This window comes from Pseudomonas sp. TMW22090 (assembly GCF_022496665.1).
Taxonomy (GTDB): domain Bacteria; phylum Pseudomonadota; class Gammaproteobacteria; order Pseudomonadales; family Pseudomonadaceae; genus Aquipseudomonas; species Aquipseudomonas gregormendelii.
The window spans coordinates 267,938-291,985 of record NZ_SCFH01000008.1; the positions used below are offsets into that span (position 1 = coordinate 267,938).

General features: G+C 58.9%; 40 protein-coding genes and 1 pseudogene. 12 read left to right on the top strand and 29 right to left on the bottom strand.

Features of this window, described 5'->3' with window-relative positions; genetic code table 11:
- Positions 1 to 15: 15 nt before the first annotated feature.
- The 27 genes and pseudogenes from EQV97_RS22470 to EQV97_RS22595 all read right to left on the bottom strand — a co-directional run bounded on the left by EQV97_RS22470 (position 16) and on the right by EQV97_RS22595 (position 16,302).
- The gene (locus EQV97_RS22470; RefSeq protein WP_240890056.1) at positions 16 to 414 is read right to left on the bottom strand and encodes a phage tail terminator-like protein; all 399 of its coding nucleotides are present in this window, start codon (positions 412 to 414) and stop codon (positions 16 to 18) included.
- Complete coding sequence (locus EQV97_RS22475) at positions 411 to 800, bottom strand: HK97 gp10 family phage protein (protein ID WP_240890057.1); 390 nt, start codon at positions 798 to 800, stop codon at positions 411 to 413. Before EQV97_RS22475 ends, EQV97_RS22470 begins: the two co-directional genes overlap by 4 nt.
- 1 nt (position 801) lies before the next feature.
- On the bottom strand, positions 802 to 1,182 hold the full coding sequence (locus EQV97_RS22480; protein ID WP_240890058.1) for a glutamate 5-kinase: 381 nt from the start codon (positions 1,180 to 1,182) through the stop codon (positions 802 to 804).
- A gap of 3 nt (positions 1,183 to 1,185) precedes the next feature.
- A complete protein-coding gene (locus EQV97_RS22485; protein ID WP_240890059.1) occupies positions 1,186 to 1,575 on the bottom strand; it encodes a DnaT-like ssDNA-binding protein in 390 nt (129 codons plus the stop codon).
- A gap of 40 nt (positions 1,576 to 1,615) precedes the next feature.
- The gene (locus EQV97_RS22490; RefSeq protein WP_240890060.1) at positions 1,616 to 1,828 is read right to left on the bottom strand and encodes a hypothetical protein; all 213 of its coding nucleotides are present in this window, start codon (positions 1,826 to 1,828) and stop codon (positions 1,616 to 1,618) included.
- A 47-nt stretch (positions 1,829 to 1,875) separates the two neighbouring features.
- On the bottom strand, positions 1,876 to 2,892 hold the full coding sequence (locus EQV97_RS22495; RefSeq protein ID WP_240890061.1) for a hypothetical protein: 1,017 nt from the start codon (positions 2,890 to 2,892) through the stop codon (positions 1,876 to 1,878).
- A 14-nt stretch (positions 2,893 to 2,906) separates the two neighbouring features.
- Positions 2,907 to 3,602 (bottom strand): hypothetical protein, encoded by a 696-nt coding sequence (locus tag EQV97_RS22500; RefSeq protein WP_240890062.1) that lies wholly within the window; start codon positions 3,600 to 3,602, stop codon positions 2,907 to 2,909.
- Positions 3,603 to 3,684: 82 nt separating this feature from the next.
- Positions 3,685 to 4,728: a phage minor head protein gene (locus EQV97_RS22505; protein WP_240890063.1), complete on the bottom strand. Its 1,044-nt coding sequence runs from the start codon at positions 4,726 to 4,728 to the stop codon at positions 3,685 to 3,687.
- Entirely contained in the window at positions 4,721 to 6,181 is a 1,461-nt protein-coding gene (locus EQV97_RS22510; protein ID WP_240890064.1) for a DUF4055 domain-containing protein, read from the bottom strand. The genes EQV97_RS22505 and EQV97_RS22510 overlap by 8 nt, the downstream gene beginning before the upstream one ends.
- Before the next feature lie 7 nt (positions 6,182 to 6,188).
- Positions 6,189 to 7,490, bottom strand: a complete 1,302-nt coding sequence (locus EQV97_RS22515; RefSeq protein ID WP_240890065.1) for a terminase family protein — start codon at positions 7,488 to 7,490, stop codon at positions 6,189 to 6,191.
- The gene (locus tag EQV97_RS22520) at positions 7,477 to 7,938 is read right to left on the bottom strand and encodes a DUF2280 domain-containing protein (RefSeq protein WP_225568800.1); all 462 of its coding nucleotides are present in this window, start codon (positions 7,936 to 7,938) and stop codon (positions 7,477 to 7,479) included. Before EQV97_RS22520 ends, EQV97_RS22515 begins: the two co-directional genes overlap by 14 nt.
- A gap of 32 nt (positions 7,939 to 7,970) precedes the next feature.
- Positions 7,971 to 8,585, bottom strand: coding sequence for a putative metallopeptidase (locus EQV97_RS22525; RefSeq protein ID WP_240890066.1), 615 nt, complete (start codon positions 8,583 to 8,585; stop codon positions 7,971 to 7,973).
- Between the two features lie 6 nt (positions 8,586 to 8,591).
- Positions 8,592 to 8,726, bottom strand: a complete 135-nt coding sequence (locus tag EQV97_RS28910; RefSeq protein WP_276614341.1) for a hypothetical protein — start codon at positions 8,724 to 8,726, stop codon at positions 8,592 to 8,594.
- Positions 8,723 to 9,229: a hypothetical protein gene (locus EQV97_RS22530; protein ID WP_240890067.1), complete on the bottom strand. Its 507-nt coding sequence runs from the start codon at positions 9,227 to 9,229 to the stop codon at positions 8,723 to 8,725. Before EQV97_RS22530 ends, EQV97_RS28910 begins: the two co-directional genes overlap by 4 nt.
- A 169-nt stretch (positions 9,230 to 9,398) precedes the next feature.
- Positions 9,399 to 9,593 carry a hypothetical protein gene (locus tag EQV97_RS22535; protein WP_201148352.1) on the bottom strand — a complete coding sequence of 65 codons (195 nt, stop codon included), beginning with the start codon at positions 9,591 to 9,593 and terminating at the stop codon, positions 9,399 to 9,401.
- A 178-nt stretch (positions 9,594 to 9,771) separates the two neighbouring features.
- The gene (locus tag EQV97_RS22540) at positions 9,772 to 10,149 is read right to left on the bottom strand and encodes a hypothetical protein (protein WP_240890068.1); all 378 of its coding nucleotides are present in this window, start codon (positions 10,147 to 10,149) and stop codon (positions 9,772 to 9,774) included.
- Positions 10,146 to 10,460 carry a phage holin, lambda family gene (locus EQV97_RS22545; protein WP_240890108.1) on the bottom strand — a complete coding sequence of 105 codons (315 nt, stop codon included), beginning with the start codon at positions 10,458 to 10,460 and terminating at the stop codon, positions 10,146 to 10,148. Before EQV97_RS22545 ends, EQV97_RS22540 begins: the two co-directional genes overlap by 4 nt.
- Before the next feature lie 429 nt (positions 10,461 to 10,889).
- Positions 10,890 to 11,471: pseudogene (locus EQV97_RS22550) on the bottom strand (hypothetical protein).
- Positions 11,468 to 12,046 carry a recombination protein NinG gene (locus EQV97_RS22555; protein ID WP_240890069.1) on the bottom strand — a complete coding sequence of 193 codons (579 nt, stop codon included), beginning with the start codon at positions 12,044 to 12,046 and terminating at the stop codon, positions 11,468 to 11,470. The pseudogene EQV97_RS22550 and the gene EQV97_RS22555 overlap by 4 nt, the downstream one beginning before the upstream one ends.
- Positions 12,046 to 12,465, bottom strand: coding sequence for a recombination protein NinB (locus EQV97_RS22560; protein ID WP_240890070.1), 420 nt, complete (start codon positions 12,463 to 12,465; stop codon positions 12,046 to 12,048). The genes EQV97_RS22555 and EQV97_RS22560 overlap by 1 nt, the downstream gene beginning before the upstream one ends.
- A gap of 82 nt (positions 12,466 to 12,547) precedes the next feature.
- Complete coding sequence (locus EQV97_RS22565) at positions 12,548 to 13,030, bottom strand: hypothetical protein (RefSeq protein ID WP_240890071.1); 483 nt, start codon at positions 13,028 to 13,030, stop codon at positions 12,548 to 12,550.
- A complete protein-coding gene (locus EQV97_RS22570; RefSeq protein ID WP_240890072.1) occupies positions 13,027 to 13,815 on the bottom strand; it encodes a hypothetical protein in 789 nt (262 codons plus the stop codon). The genes EQV97_RS22565 and EQV97_RS22570 overlap by 4 nt, the downstream gene beginning before the upstream one ends.
- Complete coding sequence (locus EQV97_RS22575) at positions 13,802 to 14,725, bottom strand: hypothetical protein (protein WP_240890073.1); 924 nt, start codon at positions 14,723 to 14,725, stop codon at positions 13,802 to 13,804. Before EQV97_RS22575 ends, EQV97_RS22570 begins: the two co-directional genes overlap by 14 nt.
- Positions 14,722 to 15,450: a Rha family transcriptional regulator gene (locus tag EQV97_RS22580; protein WP_240890109.1), complete on the bottom strand. Its 729-nt coding sequence runs from the start codon at positions 15,448 to 15,450 to the stop codon at positions 14,722 to 14,724. The genes EQV97_RS22575 and EQV97_RS22580 overlap by 4 nt, the downstream gene beginning before the upstream one ends.
- A 169-nt stretch (positions 15,451 to 15,619) precedes the next feature.
- On the bottom strand, positions 15,620 to 15,832 hold the full coding sequence (locus EQV97_RS22585; RefSeq protein WP_240890074.1) for a hypothetical protein: 213 nt from the start codon (positions 15,830 to 15,832) through the stop codon (positions 15,620 to 15,622).
- Between the two features lie 19 nt (positions 15,833 to 15,851).
- On the bottom strand, positions 15,852 to 16,052 hold the full coding sequence (locus EQV97_RS22590; protein WP_045060895.1) for a hypothetical protein: 201 nt from the start codon (positions 16,050 to 16,052) through the stop codon (positions 15,852 to 15,854).
- Positions 16,053 to 16,083: 31 nt separating this feature from the next.
- Positions 16,084 to 16,302: a helix-turn-helix transcriptional regulator gene (locus tag EQV97_RS22595; protein WP_045060894.1), complete on the bottom strand. Its 219-nt coding sequence runs from the start codon at positions 16,300 to 16,302 to the stop codon at positions 16,084 to 16,086.
- Between the two features lie 67 nt (positions 16,303 to 16,369).
- On the opposite strand from EQV97_RS22595, the gene EQV97_RS22600 reads away from it, so the two are divergent.
- The 12 genes from EQV97_RS22600 to EQV97_RS22655 all read left to right on the top strand — a co-directional run bounded on the left by EQV97_RS22600 (position 16,370) and on the right by EQV97_RS22655 (position 23,409).
- Positions 16,370 to 17,071, top strand: coding sequence for a LexA family transcriptional regulator (locus tag EQV97_RS22600; RefSeq protein WP_240890075.1), 702 nt, complete (start codon positions 16,370 to 16,372; stop codon positions 17,069 to 17,071).
- Between the two features lie 45 nt (positions 17,072 to 17,116).
- Positions 17,117 to 17,410, top strand: coding sequence for an outer membrane protein assembly factor BamE (bamE, locus tag EQV97_RS22605; RefSeq protein WP_240890076.1), 294 nt, complete (start codon positions 17,117 to 17,119; stop codon positions 17,408 to 17,410).
- A 405-nt stretch (positions 17,411 to 17,815) separates the two neighbouring features.
- Positions 17,816 to 18,358 (top strand): hypothetical protein, encoded by a 543-nt coding sequence (locus EQV97_RS22610; RefSeq protein WP_240890077.1) that lies wholly within the window; start codon positions 17,816 to 17,818, stop codon positions 18,356 to 18,358.
- A 432-nt stretch (positions 18,359 to 18,790) separates the two neighbouring features.
- Positions 18,791 to 18,976, top strand: coding sequence for a hypothetical protein (locus EQV97_RS22615; RefSeq protein WP_240890078.1), 186 nt, complete (start codon positions 18,791 to 18,793; stop codon positions 18,974 to 18,976).
- 22 nt (positions 18,977 to 18,998) lie between these two features.
- Positions 18,999 to 19,412, top strand: coding sequence for a hypothetical protein (locus tag EQV97_RS22620; RefSeq protein WP_240890079.1), 414 nt, complete (start codon positions 18,999 to 19,001; stop codon positions 19,410 to 19,412).
- Positions 19,409 to 19,618, top strand: a complete 210-nt coding sequence (locus tag EQV97_RS22625; protein ID WP_240890080.1) for a hypothetical protein — start codon at positions 19,409 to 19,411, stop codon at positions 19,616 to 19,618. Before EQV97_RS22620 ends, EQV97_RS22625 begins: the two co-directional genes overlap by 4 nt.
- Positions 19,599 to 19,793 carry a hypothetical protein gene (locus EQV97_RS22630; RefSeq protein ID WP_240890081.1) on the top strand — a complete coding sequence of 65 codons (195 nt, stop codon included), beginning with the start codon at positions 19,599 to 19,601 and terminating at the stop codon, positions 19,791 to 19,793. Before EQV97_RS22625 ends, EQV97_RS22630 begins: the two co-directional genes overlap by 20 nt.
- 156 nt (positions 19,794 to 19,949) lie before the next feature.
- The gene (locus EQV97_RS22635; protein WP_240890082.1) at positions 19,950 to 21,104 is read left to right on the top strand and encodes a hypothetical protein; all 1,155 of its coding nucleotides are present in this window, start codon (positions 19,950 to 19,952) and stop codon (positions 21,102 to 21,104) included.
- A 10-nt stretch (positions 21,105 to 21,114) separates the two neighbouring features.
- Positions 21,115 to 21,876, top strand: a complete 762-nt coding sequence (locus EQV97_RS22640) for an ERF family protein (protein ID WP_240890083.1) — start codon at positions 21,115 to 21,117, stop codon at positions 21,874 to 21,876.
- Positions 21,860 to 22,477: a lambda exonuclease family protein gene (locus EQV97_RS22645; RefSeq protein ID WP_240890084.1), complete on the top strand. Its 618-nt coding sequence runs from the start codon at positions 21,860 to 21,862 to the stop codon at positions 22,475 to 22,477. The genes EQV97_RS22640 and EQV97_RS22645 overlap by 17 nt, the downstream gene beginning before the upstream one ends.
- Entirely contained in the window at positions 22,474 to 22,998 is a 525-nt protein-coding gene (locus tag EQV97_RS22650; RefSeq protein ID WP_240890085.1) for a hypothetical protein, read from the top strand. Before EQV97_RS22645 ends, EQV97_RS22650 begins: the two co-directional genes overlap by 4 nt.
- 72 nt (positions 22,999 to 23,070) lie before the next feature.
- Positions 23,071 to 23,409 carry a hypothetical protein gene (locus EQV97_RS22655; protein ID WP_045060884.1) on the top strand — a complete coding sequence of 113 codons (339 nt, stop codon included), beginning with the start codon at positions 23,071 to 23,073 and terminating at the stop codon, positions 23,407 to 23,409.
- On the opposite strand, the gene EQV97_RS28915 is transcribed toward EQV97_RS22655, so the two are convergent.
- Both EQV97_RS28915 and EQV97_RS22660 read right to left on the bottom strand, forming a co-directional pair.
- Positions 23,396 to 23,524, bottom strand: a complete 129-nt coding sequence (locus EQV97_RS28915) for a hypothetical protein (RefSeq protein WP_276614342.1) — start codon at positions 23,522 to 23,524, stop codon at positions 23,396 to 23,398. The two genes, EQV97_RS22655 and EQV97_RS28915, sit on opposite strands and share 14 nt — an antisense overlap.
- Position 23,525: 1 nt before the next feature.
- Positions 23,526 to 24,020 carry a hypothetical protein gene (locus EQV97_RS22660; RefSeq protein WP_240890086.1) on the bottom strand — a complete coding sequence of 165 codons (495 nt, stop codon included), beginning with the start codon at positions 24,018 to 24,020 and terminating at the stop codon, positions 23,526 to 23,528.
- Positions 24,021 to 24,048: the final 28 nt, after the last annotated feature.

Consider the following 24,048-nt stretch of genomic DNA (forward strand, 5'->3'; position numbering starts at 1 on the left):
GATGTGGTGCTGGGCTCAGTGCGCCCGGTATGGGATTGAAACGTTGACCTGCCAGAAGCCCAGGCCGTCATCACCGATCAGTGCCGACGAAGCAGCGAAGCACTCGAAAGCGCTTTGGCTGAAGAATTGGAAGTGCTCGACCAGCGTGTCAGCGGCCTTGGTGATGGCCAGCGTCCCCTTGTAGGTCGGAACGAACAGTTGAACCACGATGATCCCGGTCTTGCGCACATGAGGCGTCAGGCCGATCTCAGGCGTACTGGACAGGCCCGGGATGTTCGCCAGTCGCGCCCAGATCGATTTGCCGGCCGGGTCAAATGGCACGTTGTTGTTCGGGTAGTCGACGCTGGTAGCCGGGATGCCGGTCCACTGCGTCATGCGGGTGATGACGATGCTGCGGATCTGTTCGAAGGTCATGAGCTATAGGCCTGTGAGACACCAGCAAAGGCGACACCGTAGATGCCCGCCGGTGCCTGGGCTGAGTGGCCGTTCTCGAGCGGCACGCTGTAAATCAGGTTGTTCTGGACGAACACTTGCGTGAACGGCTCCAGGCCGGTCATTGCAGAAAGCCCGCGGCTGATGGTGTCCGAGCCGCTCGGGTCAATGGTTGCTGTGCTGCTGTAGACCGGTGCGCCGACGCTGACGATGTTGTTTCCCCGGAAGCGCCCGGTATCAACCGGCGACCGCAGGACGATTTCATTGAGCAGGGCCAGGGCAATCATGCGGACGCGCTTCACCAGGTCTTCCTCGACCACTTCAGCGAACAAGCTTGGCGGCGTGCTCCACCCTCTGCTCTTGGCCATGTCACTTCCTCATCTGGATCTCGTAGTGAGCGACTGCCGGATCCACGCCCGGGTTGACGATGGTGTAAACCGCAGGCTCGCCCGTCAGCAGGTCGATGGTCGTGATCTTGTGGCCGATGGCGGGCTTGTCGGTGGTTTCGTTCGCCAGACAGATCAGCAGCACGTCGCCGACCTTGATGTTCACGTTGTCGATGCGCCGGCTGTCGTAGTTGTCCAGCACGCCGCGCCCGGTGTAGGTCACGGGCTGGGCGGTTGTCTCTTCGGTCACCGGGTCGTAAACGCCGGGGCCCAGATACTCACCGGTGAACGGCTGCACCGCATCAGCCAGGTCAGTGTCAAACGCCTCGGCCAGGTCGGTCTGGATCTCTTCGCGAAGGCCCATGGATCACCTGTAGACGTTGAAACTGAATGAGCTGCCGCTCCATGGACCCAGCAGCCCAAGGGCGAACTGAACGCCATCAGGCAGCGAAGTGCTTTTGCTCGAGTCGATCGAGGCGAAGGTCTTGCTGGTGGTTACCGATCCGGCTTTGACCGTCTTGGCTTCCAGCGAACCCTCGGTGTGCTGCTGGTACAGCTTGCCCTGGGAGGCGACCACTGCCAGCTCTGCGCCGGCCTGCTTCACCTCTTCAGGAATGGCATCCATGTCGACACCGACCAGATTGAGCGAGGTCAGATAGGCGTTGGCCTGCAGTACTGCGCGCGCCTTCTTGTCATCGGCTGCCCATGTCGACCCGAGTAGGGCGTCCACGTCCGCCACAGTGATGTAGGTTGCCATCTGGCCTCCGCTTGAATGAGTGGGGCCGAAGCCCCGGGTGTTACTTCGAGGCTTTGGTGGCCTTGGCTGCTTCGGTGTTTTCACCGCCGCCGTTGTTGCTTGCCGCCTTTTCGTCGGATTCGGTGCGCGCGGAATCCACACCACCGGTCTCGCCCACGGTCTGCGGGCCGACGGTGATGCTTCCTTCGGTACCGCCGAAGCCCCAGCGAGCCTTTACGTTGGGGTCGATGTGCTTATCTTTTTCTACTGCCATGGTGAATCTCCTTCAAGCTGCCAGCCCCGTCAGGGGCCGGCTATCGGTCAGGCCGACACGGTGGAAGTGATGAACGCCAGTGGCACCTGCTTGCGAGCGAATTTGCGCTCCCAGTTGGTGGCCAGCGCCAGGTCGGACCAGTTCGCCGAGATCGGGCGAGTGGTGGTCGGGGTGCCGGTGATGGTGGCGCTCAGGAACGAGTAGCCCAGTGGGTGCACAACGAAGTTGCGACGGGTCCACAGGGTTTCGGCACCGCCACCGTTGCCGCGATCTGGAGCACGCTCGTATTCCAGGCCGTCTTCGCCTTCCGGCTGAGCCTCGGCGTAACCCAGGGCGCCCGGGCCGAAGATCACGGACAGGTATTTGTTCGGAGTGCCCGCGATCACAGGCATGCCGTCATCAACCACGACGCGCATACCCTGGAAGCGACCGAACTCTGGGATCTGGTCAGCGATCGGGGTGAAGTCGATCAGGTTGAGGATCTGCAGCTCGGTCTGAACAACGGAGTGCATCGCGATGACGCTCAGGCCGCCCAGCTGGCCGGAGTAGTCACCCATGGTGGCTTTGGCGCGGATGATTGCTGCGGCGCTGATTTGGCCGCCGGCGTCGATCACCATGTCGCTGCCGTTGGATGCGACGTTGTCGTTGTAGATACCGACGACGGTGGCGATCGCACGGCGCTGGGCAACCTTCTTCCAGTACGCGATCAGGCGGCCGGCAACGAACTCCAGCGGATCCTGCTTGGTGATGTTCTTCACCAGGCTCATGCAGTTCCAGCCTTCGTTGAGGTACGCAGCGCGCGCCTGCATGGAGGCGGTGTGCACGGACAGCGGTACCGCAATGTCGGTGTACACGTCGTTCGAGTAGTTCGACTCGATGGACGCATCCAGGTCAACCCACCACGGAATGGTGAAGGTGTTGGACGGGCTGGCCAGCAGAGTGGTCATGTCCGAGTTGGTGGTCAGGATGCCCGACTCGAAGAACGCGGTGCGCTCCACGCTGTTGACGGTGATGTAGTCGCGCAGTTCGTCGCGAAACACGACGTCCGAGAGAATGGTTGGCATTGCGGAATATCCTTTTACTTGGCCTCAGCAGCGGCTTTCATGCGCGCGTGCTCGGCGGGGTTGGTTCGGCGAAGCTCAACGCGCTCCATGCCGGTCATTTGGTCCCACGTTTTGGTGGCCCCGCCACCCTTACCCCCGGCAGCCCCGCCACCGTTCGCTTGCGTGCCGCGCACCAATGAGGCGTAGCGCGGCGCTTGCTGGAATTCTTTTGCCAGGTCCTCGAGTGTTGCGATGGTCAGGTTGCCGGCGGCATCCGTGACCTTGACCTGGCCTTCTACGATCTTCAGGCGGCGCTCAACGAACTCAGCCAGGATCTCGGCGTTCTCGCCGTCGGCGATGCCGGTGGCGATCTTGCTGGCAGCTGCGCTGAGATCTCGGCGCTCGCCGCGAGCCGTAATCTCCTGATTCTTGGCGCGCTCAGCCTCCAGTGCCTGCTGGGCGCTGGTGTAGAGCTGCTCGAACTCGCCATTGGCGCGCTGCGACTCTTCCTTGAGGCGGCGCTGCTCGGCTTCGGCAGCATCACGCTTGCGCTTCTCTTCCTTTTTCTCGGTGAGCAGCGTTTGCACCTGGTTGCGCAGGCCTTCGAGGTCGCCACCGCCAGTGGGCAGCCCCTCAACAGCCAGCACGTAGTCTTCGCCCTGGGCTTTGTAGAAAGCCTGCAGGGATGGTTCGAGCGCGTCGTATGCAGCCTTGTCGATCAGATATTTCATTTCATCCCCCGGATGATTTGCCGTTGGCTCAGCCGCGGGCGTAAAAAAACCGGCTCATGGCCGGTCGTTTGATGAGTCGTTGTCAGAGCCCTGCTCGCTCGAAGGCGCGCGGCTCCAGATCTTTCAGTTGCTGAAGGGTGAGCGTCTTGCCGTTGTCGTCGATGAACTTGTCGAGCGTCAGGTCGCCTTTGGTGAACAGGGCGTACCGGCTCGGCCCCAGCACATCGCGCTGGAAGGCCGCAGGCTGGCGCGAAAGCCAATCCTGATAGGTCCTCTTGCTCGACACCTGCGCAGCACCATCAGGCCCTACTGAGGGCCGGGTTGAGCCAGGAATCTCCCGCGCATACTCATCCTTCAGCACCGGAATCTCCGAGGTTCGGCAGTTCCAGTGGAATGGCGGCGAAGGCGCATCGAGTGGCACTACCTGGTTGTCGATTGACCGGCAGAACGGCGATGTCCTGCCGTCCAGCGTGGCGATGCGGCGCTTACCCTTGAGGATGTCGTCGTTGGCCTTGAGCGTCTGCATGCGTGCCGAACTGGCGACATGGTTGGTCATGGTCCTGACGAGCGACGTAGCCTGATCCTGATGCAGCTGGTGGATGCTGGTGAGGCGCCGACCGATTTGCTGGCTGGTCTCGCCCAGGCTGGAACCGATCTGGATCTCGCCGATGATCTCGGCGGCCTTCTTGGTCCCGAACTGGTCGAGCGCGCCGGCGATGCTGATTCGCTGCACACCCTTGCGGGCTTCGAGCTGCAGCGGATCAGCCAGGGCCGCAGCCGCAACCATCTCCGCCGACGGCACGCTGAGCTGAACAACAGCCTTCACGACCTTGCCCAGCATCGTGGCATTGAACTCAGCCTCGTAGACCGCGAACTCGCCGAGGTCCAGCTGCGCCCTGCCCTTCAAATCGTCGTAGATGCCCCGCAAATCGCCTTGGAGCGTTTCTATCTGCGAGGTGTACCGTTGAGTCCCGTATGCGCTCAAGCCCGCTGCAACTCGAACCTTTGCCGTGTTGATGGCTTTGCTGATGAACGATGCGACCCGCTTCAGGTTTCCGCCGGCGTATCGCTGGACGTAGATCTGATGACGGGTCGTGGCGTCCGACAGATAGCCTTCACTACTCATCGTTCACCCCGGGCTTCTGGTCAGCTGGTGGATTCGGCTCGCTGCCCACTACCGGTGCTTCATCCTCGCGGTCGGCATCGATGTCGTCGTCTGTGCGATCCGACTCCAGCACACCGGCCTGGCGCAGGTTGGTGCGCAAGTCCTTCTTGGCGATGACGCCCTGTTGCCAGAGCTGCATCTGGGCCAGGATCGCCTGAGCGTCCATGACCTGATCGAAGAACTCCTGGTTGAGCCAGAACACCGTCCCGGTCTCGTCCACAGTGCCCATCATGAAGCGCTGAGCATCGAAAAGGGCCAGGCGGATCGCCTCGCTTACGTTGCCGGCGATCGTGCCCAGCACCGAGTTATCCGAGCTGTACCGGATGCGAACAGCCTCCGCCGTCTCAGCGCCACCGCCCTGCTGGACGATACGAGCGCCGATCATGAGCATCTGCTCTTCTTTGTCCTTCATCAGCTCGCGGGCCAGCTGGGTTTCGTTGGCCTGCAGCATGATCGCTGTGCCTGACTTGCCCAGGTTGTGCCCACGCCGGGAGCCGATGTGCATGCCGTTCGGGTTCAGTTTGACGAACTCGTCGGGCTGAATGTCTGTAGTAATGAACAGGGTCGGCTGGGAGCTGATGAATCCCGACTCCTCCACCGTGGCGCTGTTGCCGTAGTGCAGGATGTTCACCTCGGCCAGGTCTTCCAGAGGCGCCTTGTCGATGCTGGCGTCGTTGTTCTGGGATCCGAAGAAGTGGAAAGGGATGTGATCGAAGGGCTTGCCGGCCTTGTCGGTCGGGTTACTCTCTTCGCCCTCTGGAACGTCCTCGCTGTACACGCGCTGGACGTACCGGCCGTCGATCATGATCAGTGCCCGGTATTGGTCCTTCGCGGTGAACTCGAAACCGTCCTCGGTTGGCTCATTGATCTTTTCGTGCAGGACGACCAGCACCAGGCGGCGAACGCCATCGATCACGTCCTCGCGCCAGTTGACGATGCTCTCTGCTGGGTAGAAGTGCACGTAGGCTCGGGCATTGGCTGCCTGGGCAACAGTCAGTGCTGTCTGGCCCTCGGGCAGTTTGACCTTCGGGAAGTCCACCAGCAGCCCGCCGCGCCCCGTGTCGAGGCACTCGCCGGTCGCTTCTTTGCTCAGCTGCTCAAGGCTCGATCCGTCTCCGCTAGCATTTTCCAGCAGATAGTTGATAGCAGATGGAAGCGCGCTCTCTGCTGTCTTGCGAAACACGGCGCCCAGCAGGCCGGTGCGCGTGCGACCAACCACGTTCAGGAACATGGCCCGCTTCTTCAACTGCTCATACCGCGCCCGGTTCTCAGGCGACAGGTTGAGCGGGTCAGGCATGGGCAGGTATTCGTCGTACTTGCGAACTTCTCGCGGGCCAGCTACGCAACGCTTGACCAGCTGCCAACCGGGCAAGGCGTCGTCGTACTCCTGCCGTTTGGCGCTGTAGTTGGGCATATTGGCCTCAGAAGGTGAAGGTGACAGGGATGTGGGTCATCGGCTTGATGATCGGGTAGTCGTGGTGGATGAAGTAGCCGCCAGCGTCGTTCGCGTGGTCGACTCCTGCTGTTTTGTCAGGCTCGCCGTTCGCTGCCCACACCTGCTGCTCAAGGCCGTCGGCATAGGTCGGGCAGGTGAACGGATTCACCAGGTACCGGCGCTCGCCTTGGGCATTGCAGAACATGGCGTTCATTGAGTTGATGCGGTCCTTCACTGGCGGGTTAGCCGCCGGCGCAATCACCGAGAAGCCGGCCTGCCGTAGAATGGCAATGTCCGTCTCGCTGGCGTTGACCGACTTGCGCGAGCCGCCCGAGGCGTCCGGGTAGATCCTGATTTCGCAGGTCTTCTCGTAGTCCTTTCCGTTGTGGCGCCAGTAGCGCTCTTTGATGCGCCTGATCATGTCGGGCGTGTCGTACCCATCGACCAGCTCATCAGCAGCACGCGGCAGGCCGGTGTCTCGCTTGACGTGCGTGATCGCCGCCATCTTGCCGACGTTGAAGTCCATGCCGATGAACAGCGGCTCGCCGGGCTGCACAGTGTCGAAGCAGCTGTTCAGCTTGCGATCGTACGAGTGGTAGATCGAACCCGATGTCAGGTTGACGAACTGACCGTTGAGGTAGGCCAGGATCAGCTGCGGCGGGTACGACTCCATCAGCGACTGGATGTAGTCAGGTGGCAAGTTCAGTTCGTTGTCGAACGTGCTCGCCTGCACCAGGCCGTACATCTCGCCCAGTGAAGGCTTGTCGCGGACCTGCTTGAGGAACTGCTGATAGACGAACTTGTAACCCTCAGGGGTCGTCGTTACGTCCACCCCGTTGCGCAGCCCTGGCAGGTTGTAACGCATCCGGGCAATGATCTTGCGCCAAGCTTGTTGAGCCTTGATTGCGGTCAGCACGTCCAGCTCGTCGACCAGTGCGTGACCGATCTTGAAACCGACAATCGTCTGCGGCTTCTCCATCGACCGGCAAATCACCGTGCCGCGATACTGCCGGCCGCTGTAAACGTGAACCTCATGGTTCGCCTGGTTGATCTTGGTCTTCAGCCCCCAGTCAAAGGCCACCTCATCCATTGTCGGATAGAAGATGTCCCGGATCTGCGGGTAAGTCGGTGCGAAGTAACCAGCGTTGACGCCTGGCCATTCCATGAAGTGCTTGCTCAGCGCGGAGCAGCCAACCCACGTCTTGCCAGAACCGAAGCCGGCAACGAAGGCTTTGAACTTGTGGGGAAGCTGTAAGAATTTTGACTGCGGGACATTAAGGCTCGGCATTCGGCTTCCTCGCGTCCACTACATCCACCTGAATGCGGGTCGGGATTGCCGGCTCATCATCCGGATCGTCCTTGCGGTTCCGGTTGACGTAGATGTCACCCACTTCTTTTGCGGCCTGCTCCAGCAACTGGGCAGTCAGCGCCATGTTCTTCATGTTCTCGGCTTTCTCAGCCATGCGGCCCAGAGCGCGCAATCGATACGCGCGGTTGGCGATCGGGATGTCTTCTGTCTCTTCGCGAAACTTCTTGCGGGCGCCATGGAACAGCTCAGTCCACTTCGCGCCCAGGCCTCGACCAGCGAACTTTGTCGGGTCGTGGGATTCGCACTGCTGCCGGCTCAGCTCAAGGCCAAATTCTTTCTTGACCGACTCAACAACTTGAGATGGCGTATCAAAGCAGGCAAGCGCCTGAACAATGAAGGCTTTGACCTCGCTTCGTAGCACTGCCATATGGTTGTCATCCGTCAAAACCCGTCAGGAACTCAGGCCGACTTGAGCAGACAGGTTCCGCAGGCCCTCGATATGTTCAATTTCCCTACCTCAGCAGGTTTGTTTGCAGCGTCCACCAGCTCCTGCACATCAGGGCTCGCGCCATAGCGACGGACCACACCGACGAACTCTTCGACGTCGTGGCCGCGCATCTCCAGCTTGGGCAATCCTTCCTGTGTGAACCTTGGGGCGCCGTACTTATCCTTCGCCTGGGCGATGTGATAGAGCTCATGCTCGACCAGTGCGCAGAAGTCTGCATCGGAGCACTGTGAGCAGTAGTCGGCGGCCAGGGTGATGATGTAGGCCGGAACATCGCCGAACCAATCCATCATCTGCTGTTCCATCCGAGCCTTCTGCCAACCACCCGCACGGAACGCGACCTCTTCGGCTTGGCCTACTACGGTGCGTCCCTTCTTGCTGAATGCAGACGATGCCCACATCACGCGGATGTCAGCGTCGATCAGATGGGCATGGTCTTCATTGTGGATGCTGCCGGTGCCGGAAAGGATCTCGGTCTGGAGCCACTCCCACACTTCAGGGGCGGGAGTCAGGCGAATCCCGAAGCTGGACTGGTCAACCAGTGACACAGGGGGCATTGGCCTATCCATGGGAATTCACTCCACCGTACAGCGAGGCCAGATCGACCGGGCGAACGCCAATGCATCGTCATGGCTCAGCGCTTGATCCAGGGTCAGCATCGGGAATGGCTTGTAGCCTGCTACCGATACCGACCAGTTGCGCTTGGTCACGCACCCATCCGGGATAGGCCGGCAACACCAATGCTTATGGTTGTCTCGACATCCTCAGCGGAAAGCTTCTTCTTCTGGATCGCGCACAGATCCTTCAGGTGGCTTTGGAGAATCAGAGCCGTAAGGCCTTGAACCTCGTTCGCCGTCTGCGCAGCGCTGGTGATCGCGGACTCTAGCGGGTCGATGGCATAGCCAGTGGTGAAACCCTGCAGCGCCTCGACCTTGCCCAGCGCCGAATCAAACTCAGAGGTGTCGATGTCAATCTTCAGGCTGCCAAGCGTCTTACCCTCATCGGCGCCCTGCTCTCTCAGGCTGAAGATGGTGTCGGACACCCGGGGCTTTTCACCGGGACTGCCCAGGCCACGCTCACACGAAAGGTCATGGGAGGCGATCTGTACGTGATGGCCGTACTCAGCGCGAAGTGCTTTGTCGATCAGCTCCAGCACATGCGACTTGCCAGTACCGGTTCCGCCAATCACCACAATCTCGATTACCTTGCTCATGCCCTACCCCGCAATCAGAAACAGAAGACCGATGACCGCAACGACTGCCAGGCCTACAGCTCCCAGCATGGATACAGCACGGGATGAATTGGTGTTCGATGCCATGGTGATTCCCTCGTCGCATTCCGCGACACAATTTGCTTGCTCGCGAAACGTGTCGCGGATTCGGTTACTTGGTCAGCTTCGGCTGCAGGATCACCCGGGCAATCATCACCAGGACACCCAGCACGCCATAGGCAATCGGCGGCAACACAGCCTGCAGCGATGGCATCAGTTGCTCAGCGATACCCAGGGCGGCAATCGCAGCTCCCGCCTGTACGCTGGTCAGGCTCATGGCCTGCTTCCAGTTGTCGATCAATTGCATCGGGAACACCTCGGGTTACTTGCTCTTGCTGCGCACGATCTGGGCGTCGACTTGGTCGGCACAGGTGTCGAGCAGCTTGATGGCTTGATCTTTCAGCTCCCACACGTCTCCATTCAGGCGCAGACCGGCTTCAGCTTCTGCCGCGTCTATTCGCTCACATGGCACCAGTGCAGGTGCTTCAATTCTTACGGCCTGCGTCTTTGTTACCAGTCCCGGCTTTGCCCCGCAGGCCGTCAGGGAGAGGCTGAGCAGCCCAATCACGAACAGGCTTGCTGTTGCGCTTGAGGTTTTCAAAGTTCTTCTCCGCCTTCTTGGCTTTGTCTTCGCTGACCTTGATGCGCTTGGCCAGGTCTGCGCTGTAGGCCGCGTTACGGGCCGCTTCAGCTTGCAGGGTGGTGATGGCGGCCAGGCTGACGGCATTCGCGTCGACGGCCTTCTTCTTCTCGCCGGCCTCGAACTTGACGTCAGCGCGCAGGGCCACGACCTGGTAGTGCTGAATGCCCACCAGAAGGAAGGCGAACAAGGCGATGATCCCGGCGACTGCGAATGCCTTCATACCGAGTCCACCTTGCGCCCGATGAACCGGGTCACCATTTCTCGGATGGCTGTCACGCCGAGGAACCCAATAGCCCCTCCGGCAGCAACAGAAAGATTCGAAGGCCAGGCCATCCACTCGATGACGCTGCTGGCAGACAAGCTCAACCCCCCGCAGATCAGCGCCTCGAAGACGATTCGGCGCTTGCTGGTTTCTTTGGCGTCGTACAAGACACGCAGGAGGGAGATGAGGATCGCCATGATTGCGCCCTGTAGGAGCGGATTGCTCATTGCCTCCCAGAACTTGGCCCAGCTCTCAGGTCTGTCTGGCATGGCAGGCATCCGGTGTTCTCCCCTTGGGGAGCATGAACAAAAAAGGCCCCAGATCATTCTGAGGCCCTGAATAGGAGCGCATGTCTTTCCACGCTGTCAGCCAGAGACCCTCTCTACGTCGACGCCCTAATGCATCGATCTCGCAGATCCAGTCTCGCGCTACCCCGTAAGCATGGTGAGGACGAGGTACGCGGGCTGCCGGTGTTTTGTCGTAGCACTGCACTTGCCGGCTTATCAGTGTCCAGGCCTTCCGTGAGGCCGCCCTGGCTGCGGTGAATGAGTCGGCGACAGCAGCACTCCCAGCTCGGAGCAATGGGTGTGGCTGTGCCGAAAACGAAAAAACCCGGCGCGAGGGCCGGGTTCGTGGAGCAAGTTGCCGTAGGCAAAATACTCAATATGGCAAAATGATGCCCTCAGCCGCACGGGAAGTCAAGCGGCCTTTTTCATCTCGTAGATAACCGCTCCGATGGGGCTGAGAGCCATTCTGTCGACGTCTTCGCAGCAGTCGAAAGTGAGGCGCACAACCGTCTCCCAATCACGATCCCAATTGAACGATTCGAGTCGCACTCAGTACTCGGCGAGCAGCCAGGCGCGGAAAGATTCCGGCTTGCTCATCGGGTCATCGTTTGCCGACTGGCCGCCCTGGTGCATGTACCGGTACCGGCGCATAACTCCCTTCACCACGTACTCGAGCTTTTCTCGCTTCGCCGCGGTCATTCGCTTGGACTTCGAAATCACCATGCCAAAGATCATCTCCTCGGCTGCTTCCCGGATATCGTCGTCTCGATTTGCCGCGTACATGTACTCACCGAACAGGCGAACCTGCGGGTGGAGCTTGGCGATTGCCGACTGGATGTGCCCAGCCAGCGCGCTGTGCATTGCGTGGTTCGCTGTCGGACCGCGCTCAGTCGATTGAACAACCACTCCAAGCTGGACAACGTCCGATGTCTGGCCTGGTGCTGGGTTGTAGGTGCAGTCGTGCCACGCTTGACGTGCAGAGTTGATATTCATGCCGCTCTCCCCTTCAGCTCTCTTGTTCTTGCCCGGTAGTCGGCGGTCATCGCCTTCAGCTCTTCGACGGTGTACCTCTTGGCCTCATGAGGCCCTTCCAGCCAATCCACAGCCTCGGCACCGATCCGCTTCACCAGAGCTATGCGGTAGTTCACGATGTTGCCGGACAGCTGGGTATTGCACGGTGAGCACTGGCGGTGGCAGTTCAGCGGCTCGAAGCGCAGCGCCGGGTTACTGCCAACGGTGCGGTAATGCCCGGCGTCGTACTTGCCCTGGTGGTGCCGGCCGCAGCTGATGCATGGCAGCTCGGCGTCACGCTCGCGCACCCAGGCGTTGAAGGCGATTTGCGTATCTTTGAGGTGCTCGGCCCGGCTCTTCAGCTTCTCCTTACGGACCTTGATCTCCCGGCGTTCGACCTGGGCAAGCGACTTGCGCGCCTTCTCCTGATTCACTTCCTTGATCGCCAGTCCGCAGGTGTAGTTGCACACCGCTTGCCCGAGGCGCTGCGGGACGAATGAGGCCCTGCATGCTGGGTTCTTGCAGCTCTTGGCTTTGGGTTGTTTGATGGCGAGCATCAGTACCTCCCCTGCCAATGATCTTTCTGCGTCCAGCGCACCTGGTGCTCGGCGCCGAAGCATTCGATCCAGGTGATAAGGTCCGCGCATTGCTTCACGCTCAGTTTGCTTGTGCGCTCATACACGACATCGAAGCCGTGCCCATCGAGCGCTGGTATCAATTGCGGCTGATCGCCGGCCTCGCGCAGCCACGCGGCAGTCAGCAGGCGCTTCCAGATCAGTACGGACCACTCCTTCTCGGCGTGGCGCACCTGTTTGGATATGTCGGTCAACATGGCATGCAGCTTGGCGTTCTGTTCGGCGGATCGATCCACATCCTTGATCACCACCATTTTCGGCTTGGTGAAGTCGGAGCCATGGAAGAAGCCCATCAGTCGAGTGACGTCGCGTTGGTCGCGTATTGCGAACTCGGTGCTCATGCCGTCACCGCCATTGTGATCAGGACGCAGAACACGCCAATGGAGAAACCAGCTAGGGTGCAGGCTGCTGTGATTGCGATGTTCATGGCGTCACCAGTTCGGCAGGGGCTTGCACGGTGTCGCAAGCGGGCGAGTGGGCCTTAATCAATTCTGCGGCTCGCATAGCAATTGAGAGCGCTTGAAGATTGGTTTCATCGTGTTCAAGCATTTTTGCGATGTGGAAAGCATCCTCTGGCGATATAGGCCCCGAAAATTCAGCGCCCAGGTAGTGATCAACCTCTTCACCCGCGCCATATTCCGTCAGTGTGTATTCGAGAAGCTGGCCGCATGTTTCGCAGTGGCAGCAGCCGTCATTTTCTTGCTGCCACCCGCCATCAACGTACTCGGCGCGACCCGCTGTAACCTCTGCGTCTGCGCAAGACCGGCAGTAGGACGGGCCTTGATCAACGGAATCACCGCCGATCCAGTGCGGGAATGGAACATCCAGGGATCTCGCGTGCTCCCAAAGAACCAATAACACCGCGCCAGGCAGGTCTTGCTTCTTCGCTTCCACGAATTCGGTCATTGGAATGCCTCCTTGCCCTGGCCTTCGCCAGCTTGTTTCTGCAGTAGTGCCAAACGCGCAGATAGGTCATTGGCGGCATTGATCCGCATCAGAATCTTGTCTTCTTCGCTGGCCTTTCTCATGTGCTGGAGGGAGGCCTTGATGACTCCGATCCGCCCCTTGATCTCAGCGCTTGGCTTGGCCTTTTCCGGTCCGCCGAGTAGTCCAGCGATGGCGCGGCCGTCCTCGGTGACGGGTTCGTGCGTCAGGTCTGCCAGATAGAGCCGCCCTCTCTCTTGCGGTATGCGCTTGAGCTGGACGGCCTTGGTGATGGCTTCGAGGCGACGGTTGGCGTCGAACCCAACAGAGACGTGCCAGTTGACCGGTTTCCCTTCCTCGCGAGACTGGATGACCAGACGCTCGTAAGCGCTGATGAAAGCCATCCGCGCGCCCACCTTGTCGCCGAGATCGAGAACAGGCCGTGCAGCACCGAGAGCCAACTGAATTTCGTCAGTCATCACCACGGTGTCGCTCTCGTCGCTGGACAGCAGCGCGATTGACCATGCTTCGTCCTTGCCTGGGCGCCCATCACCCGCCTGAATGCGCTGGAGGATCGCGGCCAAGGTGAGCTTGCCGGTCAGCTCCCGGCGGCACGACTGAAGCGCTGCGCGGATATCTGCCGGGTTGTAGCCTGCGAGATCCTCAGCCATCAGCTGGGCTGCCGACGCGCTGATAGTTTGACCAAGGGTTTCAGCAGTCGCGCAAATGGCGCCAGCGAGGCGTGCGACGTCTTCAGAGGAAAGCATTGCGCGGCCCTCCTTCGCGGATGTTGCGGCCGGCTTCCTGGGCGGCGTTGATGTTCGCCTGGGTGTTTTCCATCTGGCGGGCAGTCACGGCGTTGACTTGGCGGCCTGTCAGCCATTGTGTGCGGATGCCCTCGGCGCGCTGGACCAGCAGACCAAGCTCATGACTGGCGCGGATGAAGAACGAGTCGTTCACGGTCACGTAGAACATCGCGACCTGCGGGGCCTCATCAGCACCCAGGCGTTGTACGAGCTGGGCGATCTGGGCATTCACCTTGGCGTTACGCACCGGCTCCACGCCATAGCGATCAAGGTAGGCAATCGTGTAGGCGTCCCAGGTGTTGGCGTTGGCGATCTGGGCGTCAGTTTTCTGCCGTGGTGCTTTGGGCTTCAGGACCTTCACGTTCGACGCCGCCTGAGCGCCAGCGACTGGCAAGAGATTTTGATCTTCGCTCGAGGGAGCGGGAATCGGGAATCCAGAATCAGAAGAGAGGGAATCAAGAGAGAGGGAATCAGCCGGGAAAGAACTGTACTCGCATGGTGCTTGCCCGGTGCTTTCCTCATACCAGTCTGGTGCAGGCTCGAAAACCTCAGCAGGAATGGTGCTTTTAGCCTCTTTGACGTGAGGGTTCTGGTGCTTTGCCCAGCTCACAATCTGGATGGCGCGGCAGCCGGCGGCGGTATACCGACGGATGAAGCCGTAGGACTCCAGGCCACTCAGCATGAATTCGATGTCGACGTTGTCCGCCGGGAACAGGGCCATCTTCAGGCGGCGAGGACGATCCTCAAGGCGACCCTCACGGTCAGCCTCAGTCCACATGCCAATGAAAAGCAGGCGTGTTGCAAAGTCGAGCTCGGCCAGGTGCTCGTTCGAGAAGAACCCCGGTTTTATATTTCTGGATCTGGCCATCATGCGGCCCCCTTGAGTGCTTTGTCGTGAGTGAACATGCCATCCCACGTCTTCTTCATTGGAAGCTCGCCAGCGAGGTACAAGTCGTACAGGCGAATGGCGCCCTTCTTGAGCAGCACAGGCGTGAACGATACGAACGGCTCTTTGCCGTGAGGGGTGACTTCGTGCTGATGCTCGGTCATGTACCTGTCGCGGGCGTACGAAGCCACGCGGAAGCGCAGACCAGACTTGCTCTCGTTGAACAGCCAGTTGCGACCTTCGAGGTACTTGCCCACCTGCATGACGTTGACCCCATTGAGGCCCTTGCAGAATTGGGTATGAGTCATCCCTTCCTTGAACAGGTTCTCCATGGAGTGGATTTTTTCGGCTTGGGCTTCGACCTGGATGGTCAGCAGCAAACGTTGCTGCTCTGCTTCGAAGGCGAGCTGAATGAGATCCATGCGGGACAGCTCGCGGGGCTGTGCAATCTGTCCTTCCAGTTCCTGCCAGCGATCAACGAGCGCTGCGGTGAACTCAGGGCTGAGCTGCGCAACGACAACGAAGCTGTCGCGCTTGCAGACCAAATACTCGGAGGCCTTGCGTCCGAGGCTGTCGAGGTATTCCCCCATTGGGGGAAGAGCGATAACCGTCTTGCCGGTGGAATCAGTGCGGACGGCCAATCGCTCAATGGATTGTTTTACTTTGTCGTGACGTGATCCGACCAGATCGGCGATCTCGCGAGACGACATGGTTTTTTGCGACACGTTTTCAGAACCGGCAAAACGTGTCGCGAGATTGGCCTTGGGGGTATTGATGTTTGTTGTGGATTGCATATAATCGGTCCCACAGAGATGTTTAAGAGAGCCAGGCCACGAACCTGGCTTTTTTTCGTCTGGGATTTGGCAGAGGCCCTCTCGGTTACCCGGAAGAGTCCCTGCCAGAGGCCCTCATTGGGGTCACCAGTTGAAGGACCTTGGCCTTCTTCCTTCCCACCTCAGAGAGCGCACCGCTGGCGATGGCGCTCTCCATCATTGCGTTGACTGCCTGGTTGAAACTCCAACCGTTATGACGCATCAACTCCTCAACCCTTTTCCGTGTTACCGGAGGCAGTTTTTCCAGCTCAATGGTCATTCGGGACTCCATAGGCCCGTCAGCCCGCGATATCTTCTTGTTTGTCCTGCATCAGTTCCTGGATGACGCCGTTGGCGACTGCCCATTCAATGATTTCGTAGAGGTAGGTCGCGTGCTGCATACGGGTTTTGGTGGCGGCTTTACGCAGAATCCGATCCAGCACCGGTTCGAATCGAACCTTCACCGGAATGGCGCGCTTTTGATTGGGATCCATGTACATGCTTGTTTTCCTTGCGGCTGATGAAATTGGTTTAAGCGGCTTGAATGAGTGCTGGCGGGAACGCGTCGTCCAGAGTGACGGTCGCGCCGCTGGCGTTGAGCGCAGCAACAATGCGACGGCACTCATCAAGGCCAGGCTTGCGGCGGTCGTTCTCGTAATGAGCGATAGCGCCTTGGGTCAGGCCTACGGCTTTAGCCAGCTCAGATTGGGTAATCCCGATCTTTTCGCGAATCGTCTTCATGTTGGACATAGCGGTTCTCCATTTACTTATCCGGATATTACGCATAGTAATTTTATCCAGCAAGGAAAATTACGATATGTCACTGGATGCAGAAAATACGCGGCGTAATATTCTCGGGATGACTAAATGGTATGAGCTGGCTAAAGCCAGGATGAAAGAGCGTAAGATCACCCAGGAAAAACTTGCCGAGCACCTCGGCATTACCCAGGGGGCGATCGCTCATTGGTTCAGCGGAAGGCGTGAGCCGGACCTTGAAACCATCAATAAGGTGCTTGCCTATTTGCAGCTTCCCTTATTGGGCGTTGGTTACGAGCCAAGCAGCTATGTGCCAGGCTCGCCAAACGAAAAGGATTACGCGCTGATACCTCAATTCAAGGCTCGAGGATCGTGTGGTGACGGCTACCTCAATGATCACGTAGAGCTCACTGATGGGCTTGTTTTTAAACGAGATTGGCTACGACGCATTGGTGCCAAGCCGGAAAATCTGTATGTCATCTATGCCGACGGCGATAGCATGGAGCCCTACATATTTCAGGGTGACGTGGTCCTCTTCGACACCTCCGAGACAGAGCCGAAAGACAAGCAGGTCTATGTGATTCGGCGCCCTGATGGCGGCAACAGCATCAAGCGCCTAATCCAGCAACTCTCGGGCGCCTGGCTGATTCGAAGCGACAGTCCGGACAAGGCAGAGAACCCGGACGAGCCAGTTTCCGATACGTCGATTCACTCGATGCCTATCCTCGGGCGCGTCATATGGCGCGGCGGCGGCGTCGGGTAATATCTGTAATACTGAAACGCTGGAAAACCACACCAGGGACGAACAATGAAGAAAGCACTTATCATCGCGGCCGCACTGCTTTTGGCCGCTTGCGCAGGAACCCCTTTCACTTTCGGTCAGGCCAACAAGGTCAAGATCGGCATGACTGAGGATCAGGTCTACGAGATCATGGGAAACCCCTACTCCGTGGTGAGTAAGCCGGATTCTCAGATGTGGGTCTGGAGCCACGCCACAGCGTTTGGCGGGGCCAAGTCGGTTTCATTCGAGTTCAAGGATGGCAAGGTGGCCACCGTGCCGAACATTCCGAAATCATTCCTGCCTGAGTCGTCCACCGAATAAGCCCTGTCCAAGCAGCACCAAGGAAGCCCGCCACTGAGCGGGTTTTTTTGTGCTCGCAGAAAAATATATTACGGTAAGTATTGACCTCAATAATTACATTGCGTAATGTTCACCCATCGCAGCGACACAGTCCCTGCGAAGGGCCTCTGAGAGACCCTCCAGTTCTTTAGCTCTACAGATTCACCTTGCCGGATAACAACCGGCCCAGATTTAAAGGCAGCGATGAACCGGCCTAAACGGTTCAGAGGGGTGGCAACTGCCCCGGGCGTGCAGCGTAAAGCGCCGAGAACAGTTATCCAGCGGGAGAACAAGCCGAAAGGCCCGCGGCTGGAGAGAAAGAAACACCCACAGATTTACTGATGCCGCTTCGATGAGGCGGCATTGGAAATCAACGGGAGTCACAAAATGCTCAACATCAACGAAGCTGAACTGAAGAAATCCATCGTGTCGAACGTCGCCGATCAGTTGCTGCGAGAGGATGAAGACCTCTCCGAGATGGTGGCGAAAGAGGTGAAAAAGCGCATCGACAAAATCTTCGATGAGCGCGTTACCTCGCAGATCCAGAAGGCGATCGACGAAACAATCAATGGTTCGTTTGAGCGTGAATATCGCCGGGTGAATCAGTGGGGCGATCAGGAAGGCCCTTCCACCACTCTGCGCAAAGAGCTGGAGAAGACGGTCACTGCCTACTGGAACGGCAAGGTGAATCCTAGTGACGGCAAGACTGCTACCAGTGACTACAACACCGTTACACGGGCTCAGTGGCTTATGACCAAGATCTGCGCCGAAGACTTCACAAAGCAAATGCAGCAAAGCGTGGCGAACGTAACCGGCGCCCTGAAAGATGGTCTGCGCAATCAGCTTGCCAATCAAATGGACACCATGCTGAACGACCTTTTCAAAATCAAAAGCCTGCAAGACCAAGGCAAGGTCGAAAAGCCGTATTGAACAACCAGCGCCACGTCAGCTTGACGATAACTGCCCGATCTTTCTTGCCGGCCCGGATCTCGTACCCCTGGCAAGACCGCATCGGAGTGTGATCTGAAAGCGCAGGCTGATGCGAAACGACGCAGGCTCACAAGTGCGGCGCCGATGGGCGAAAGCAGGTCGGCTCGGTTGAACCTGACACTTCACACGCAAGCCGGAGATCAGCGCCGGCCAGATCACACCCCGATGCGGATGATTCTGCACCGCGCAACGCGGCCCCCTGCATCAACGATTAAACGCATCACGGTGAGCCTTATGAGATTTAAGGCTCACTGCTCTCGACATTACCAACCGACACAGCTCGCATGCACTCCCCTCCGCGCCCAACGGCAACCAGCGGAATGGATGAGTGCAGCCGAGTTTTGTTGGATCAACCGAAAACTGGAGGCCGCCATGAGCGATGCCGCAAAACCTCGCCGCGTAAAAGCGAAGGTCACCCGCCTTGTAACCGAGTGGGCAATCGTGAGCCTTGACCGAAACGGCAATCTTGATGAGTACGTCGAAAGCGTTGAAGAGGTCGAGCACATCGATGTCACGGACCTCCACAGCATCGACAGCGTGATCAGCTACCACGATTAACCCCGCCACTCTGGAGGCGACCATGAACGCAGCACTGATTGCTCAGTTGAACTACGAAAACCGGACGCCGCCTCCAGTGAGCGAAAGCCCTAAGGATGAGGCGCGGGCCGAGTGGCTGTACAACGCCGCCGAGGAGTTGCTTAGAGGCTGTGGCGTGTCCTTCCAGCGACGCATGCGCAAGCCGCAAGGCGTGACCGCTGCACAGTTTGCTCTGGCGGTTGATGAGCACGTCAACAAGCGCCTTGCTGACTGCGAGATTGAAACCTCGGCCTTGGGCTGGCTGCTGATCTCCGCCGAGCGGGGACAGGCAGACAAGACGTCCACCGCCGAGCTACTGGGCCGAAGCGATCACCCGCTGGGCAAGCTTGGCGAGATTGCCGAGGAACTCCTCGCACCGATGGCTGACGACGCCATCAAGGCCCAGGCCGGTCAATGAGCCCTCACATTCTCATCGACCAAGACCTCGACGAACTGAATCACCCTGGCTGCCCTGAAGGCTACGAAGTGCTGGTGATGCGAAACATCACCGCCTTCCTGCAGGCCCAGAAGATCAGCATCGAAGAATTCCACCACTACTGCGAAAGGCTGAATCGTGCGGTTGCGAGCCGGCCAAGGAGTTGCAATGAGCACTGCACCGGTTAAAACGCTGATCGATGAGCAAATCGAAGATATCGAATCGAAGCTCATCATGCTCGGCTTCGGCCTTCCGTTTAACGAAGTGATCGGCATGTCGCGTGAGCGCAAAGTGTCGAGCCTGCCTCAGCGCTTGGCGGCAACCATGAAAGGCGGTCGCATCGCGGTAAGGGTTCGGCCTTGACCGGCTACCAGCGCGCTAAGCGCATTTACCTCTGGCGCGGCTCAGCACTCGTCCTGATCGGCACCACCTTCGTAATGCTCGCCAGCTCCTACTGCTCTCAGCTCACCCAATAACCCACACCTTCAAACGCTGCGTGCATCGCGGCAAGGATTCGTCATGTCCGCAGAACAACAACTGGCCGTTGTGCCGCCGCAAGAAACCGCCCTGGCTGTCTACTCCGCCGAAAAAGGCCTGGAGCCTTGGCTTCAGGTGATCCGCAGCAAGATCGATGGCTTCACGCCGGACATCAGCAGCCGCAAGGGCCGCGAGGCAATCGCCTCAATGGCCTATGCAGTAGCCCGCTCCAAGACTGCGCTGGACGACGTCGGCAAGAAGCTGGTGGCCGACCTGAAGGAAGTGCCGAAGAAGATCGACGCCGAGCGCAAGCGCGTTCGGGACACGCTGGATTCGTGGCAGGAAGAAGTGCGTCGTCCGCTGAACGAGTGGCAAGCCGCCGAGGATGCTCGCGTCGACAAACACAACAGCGGCATCGAAACCATCAAGGCTTACCTGGTACTCGCAGATCAGGAGCCGGCGGCGATGATTGCTGAGCTCATAGCGCAACTCGAAAGCGTTGCTATCGACCAATCTTGGGAGGAGTTCGAGGCGGAGGCTGCCAGGGCCAAAGACTCGACGCTCACCGGCCTTCGCAGCGCGCTGGGAAAACAGGAAAAGGTAGAAGCCGAGCAGGCCGAGCTGGCCAGGCTGCGCGCTGAAGCAGAGGTGCGCGCCAAGGCAGACTATGAGGCGGAAATCGCCCGGGAAGCGGCAGAAAAAGCCCAGCGAGAGGCAGAAGAAAAAGCTCAGGCTGAGCGCGATGCGGCTGCCAAGCGTGAACAGGCGCTGATTGATCAAGCCGCCCAAGCTCAGCGTGACGCAGACCAGAAAATCCGTGATGCCGAGGCTGCGGCAGCCAACCAGGCGCTGCAACTGCAACTGGCTGCCGAGCAAGCCGAACGCCAGAAGATACAGGCCGAAGCCGATCGTGTTGAAGCGATCCGGCGCGAAGAACAGCAGGCAGTAGAAGCGGAGCGGCGCCAAGCCGAGGCGGTTGAGCAGGCTCGACTGGCAGAAGTTGCCCGAGCGAATGCTGCAGCAGATGAAATCAACCGTCAGGCGGCGGCTCGCGAGGCTGACAAGGCGCACAAAGGTGCCATCTACAAAGCAGCAAAAGAAGCGTTCATCGCCAACGGCATGAGCGAGGAATGCGCGCGCCTGGCAGTGAAGGTAATTGCCAGCGGCTTTATCCCAGCAATCAGCATTACCTACTGAGGAATCGACCATGGCAGGTGAAATCATTCTCCCGGAGCCGCGCCGTCAGGCAGTCGTTCCGATCAGCAATGACAGCAACATCATGGCCGTCATCAGCCGGGCGGCTGCCGACCCTACTTGCGACATCGACAAGCTCGAGCGCCTGATGGCGATGCATGAGCGCATGCAGGCCCGTGATGCCGAGGCGGAATTCAACGCTGCCATGGCTGCGATGCAGAGCGACATCCCAAGCATTGCGGAGCGCGGCGCCATCGTCGTGAACGGCCAGAAGCGCAGCGACTATGCGACGTTCGAAGACATCAACGATGTGATCAAGCCGATCATGCAGCAGCACGGCTTCGCGATCACATTCAAGGTCGAGAACATCGCCCAGGGCCTGAGCGTCACCGGCATCCTCATGCACCGCGCCGGCCACCGCGAAAGCACCACGATGCTCTTGCCACTCGACACCAGCGGCAGCAAGAACGCCGTCCAAGCGGTTGGATCGTCCACCAGTTACGGCAAGCGATATGTGATGAGCGCCCTGCTCAACCTGACGACGCGTGGTGAAGACGACGACGGCCACGCCGCTGTACCGACCGCCACTGTGACGGCCATTCAAGCCCGTCAGCTCCAGTCACTGCTCGACAAGTGCAGCGATAAGGCGAAGGAAGCGTTTGCCGGTATGTACGGCACCACCAACGACGTCAGCAAATCAGAATTCGACCGGGTGCTTGGCGGTCTCACCAAATCTGCGGCGAAAGCGGAGGCAGAAAATGCGAATCATCAGTGAAGTAGAGCAAGGCACGCAGGAATGGCTGGATCTGCGATTGGGCATCGTGACGTGCTCGGAGCTGGATAGCCTGCTGGTCAATGGCAAAGGCGAGGCCGGCTTCGGTGCCGGCGCCTTCACCTACATGAACACGCTGATCGGCGAGCGCATCACCGGTGAAGCTGCCGACCCTTTTCAAGGAAACCGGCACACCGAGCGCGGTCATGAGTACGAAGGCATCGCACGCGGCCTGTATCAGGCTCAGGCCGACGTCACCACGCACCAGGTGGGGATCATCCTCAATCACGGCATCGGCTACTCGCCAGATTCTCTCATCGGTGAAGACGGTCTCTCTGAGATCAAAACCAAACTGCCGAAGTTTCAGGTCGAAGTCATCCTATCCGGCGATATCCCTAAAGAGCACGTTGCTCAGTGCCAAGGCGGGCTATGGGTGTCGGAGCGTGAATGGATCGATTTCGTTTGCTACTGGCCCGGGATGCCGCTGTTCATCAAGCGCGCCTACCGCGACGAAGTGATGATCAGGAAGCTCAGCGAACGAGTAAAAACGTTCTACGAGATTCTTGATGAGCGCATGAACAAAGTATTGGGGATCGCAGCATGATCAGTACAGAACTCAGCATGATTGAAATGCTCAACCCGCTCCGCCATGAACTGGCAATGCTTCAGGACGCCTTCATCCTCAAAGGCGGGACTATTGAGGAGCTTCCCAGTTGCGGAATCATCCACCGCCCGCCGAATTACAACCGGAGCAAGACGCCGAACTTCCAGAGCGAGCCAGCAAAAGCCGACTCCGGCGCGCAGGTAGTGCGCATTCGCGAACTGGCCAAGACCTTAAATCGCTGCGAGATCTGCGAGAAAGAAGGGATATCGCTCGGCGTGCTGCGCGGGATCGGCCGGCGCTACAGCATCGAATTCAAGGTCGGGCCGAAGAAAGCGTTCGCGCCGAATAAGGCAACAGCTGAGTCAGAGGCCTTGCTCGTCATTCGAGTGAAGGAGTGCATGGCGAAGGGCATCAACCGGAGCCAGTGCGCGAAGGCATTGAGCATCAGCACTACACTGCTCCTCAGGCTGATCAATGACTACAGCATCGACTATCCGAAGATGAAGCCCGCCTTTCGATGAAGCACCGAGTCCAGCAACGCAAACGACAGGCCTGGCTGGTGATCCCTGCCAGCGGAATAGAAGAGGTAAACCATGGCAGCCGCGCAGAAAGAACGATCGGCAAAGACTGCGGCGAGGCGAAAGACTCGCGGCGAGGAAGAAATCAGGCTGCATTGCATGGCCGGAACACGCCAAGCACTCGCTGAGCTGATGGCCTGGAGCGGCATCGAGGAACAGGGCGAGGCGATCACTCTGATGATTCACCGGCTACATGAGTTAGGGCCTCAAAAGTGCCTGCCGATGCTTGATCCGCCGCGACACGTTATTGAGGTGTCCCAAAACGTGTCGCTGGCTTTTCACCGGAAGAGTCTGCAGATGATTCAGCAGGATCCGGGGGATGAGGTCATCAACCCGGCGATCAGTCCTTTTTAGTAGGCTTCACGGCGGGCATAGGAACTTTGATCTGCATGGGCGGCAGATTGCGCTCGTTCACTTGCGGGCGCCCGTCTGGCTTTGCGCCTGTAGGACGATTTGCTTTATCGGTCATATCAAACTCCGTAGTGGGCTGAGAAATATTCGGCTGCCTGGGTCGATGCATTAAGCATCCTGCCCTTGCGCACTGGTATTACCATGCTTCCGAATTTATCGGTCATGATTTTTTGTTTCTGTTCCTTTATGTCATGCCTCGCCTTGTTCACCTGCTTATCCGACAACGCACCTTCTGCGACGTCAAACCAACCGCGCTCAGCTTTATCTGCGAGCGCGCCCATGGCCAAAGCCGAGGCACCTAAAGCCTTGATGCGAGCCTTGAACGGCATCAGCAAAGACAAGACAGAGATGACCTGAGACACCGCGATAAGTGAGGCCCATACCTTGGGGTACTCGCTCCAGACCGCCCACGCACCTATCGCTCCGCTGGACACTAAGGCCAAAAATATCCTGAAGCCAAGATCCCACCGCTCGGAGCTCAGTTGATAGAGCACCAGGTAATTCTGGTGAGCCCTGATTCCAACCATTTCATTCCAATACTGCTCCTGATACATCGCTGATTTCCCTGGTCGGCTTATGCCG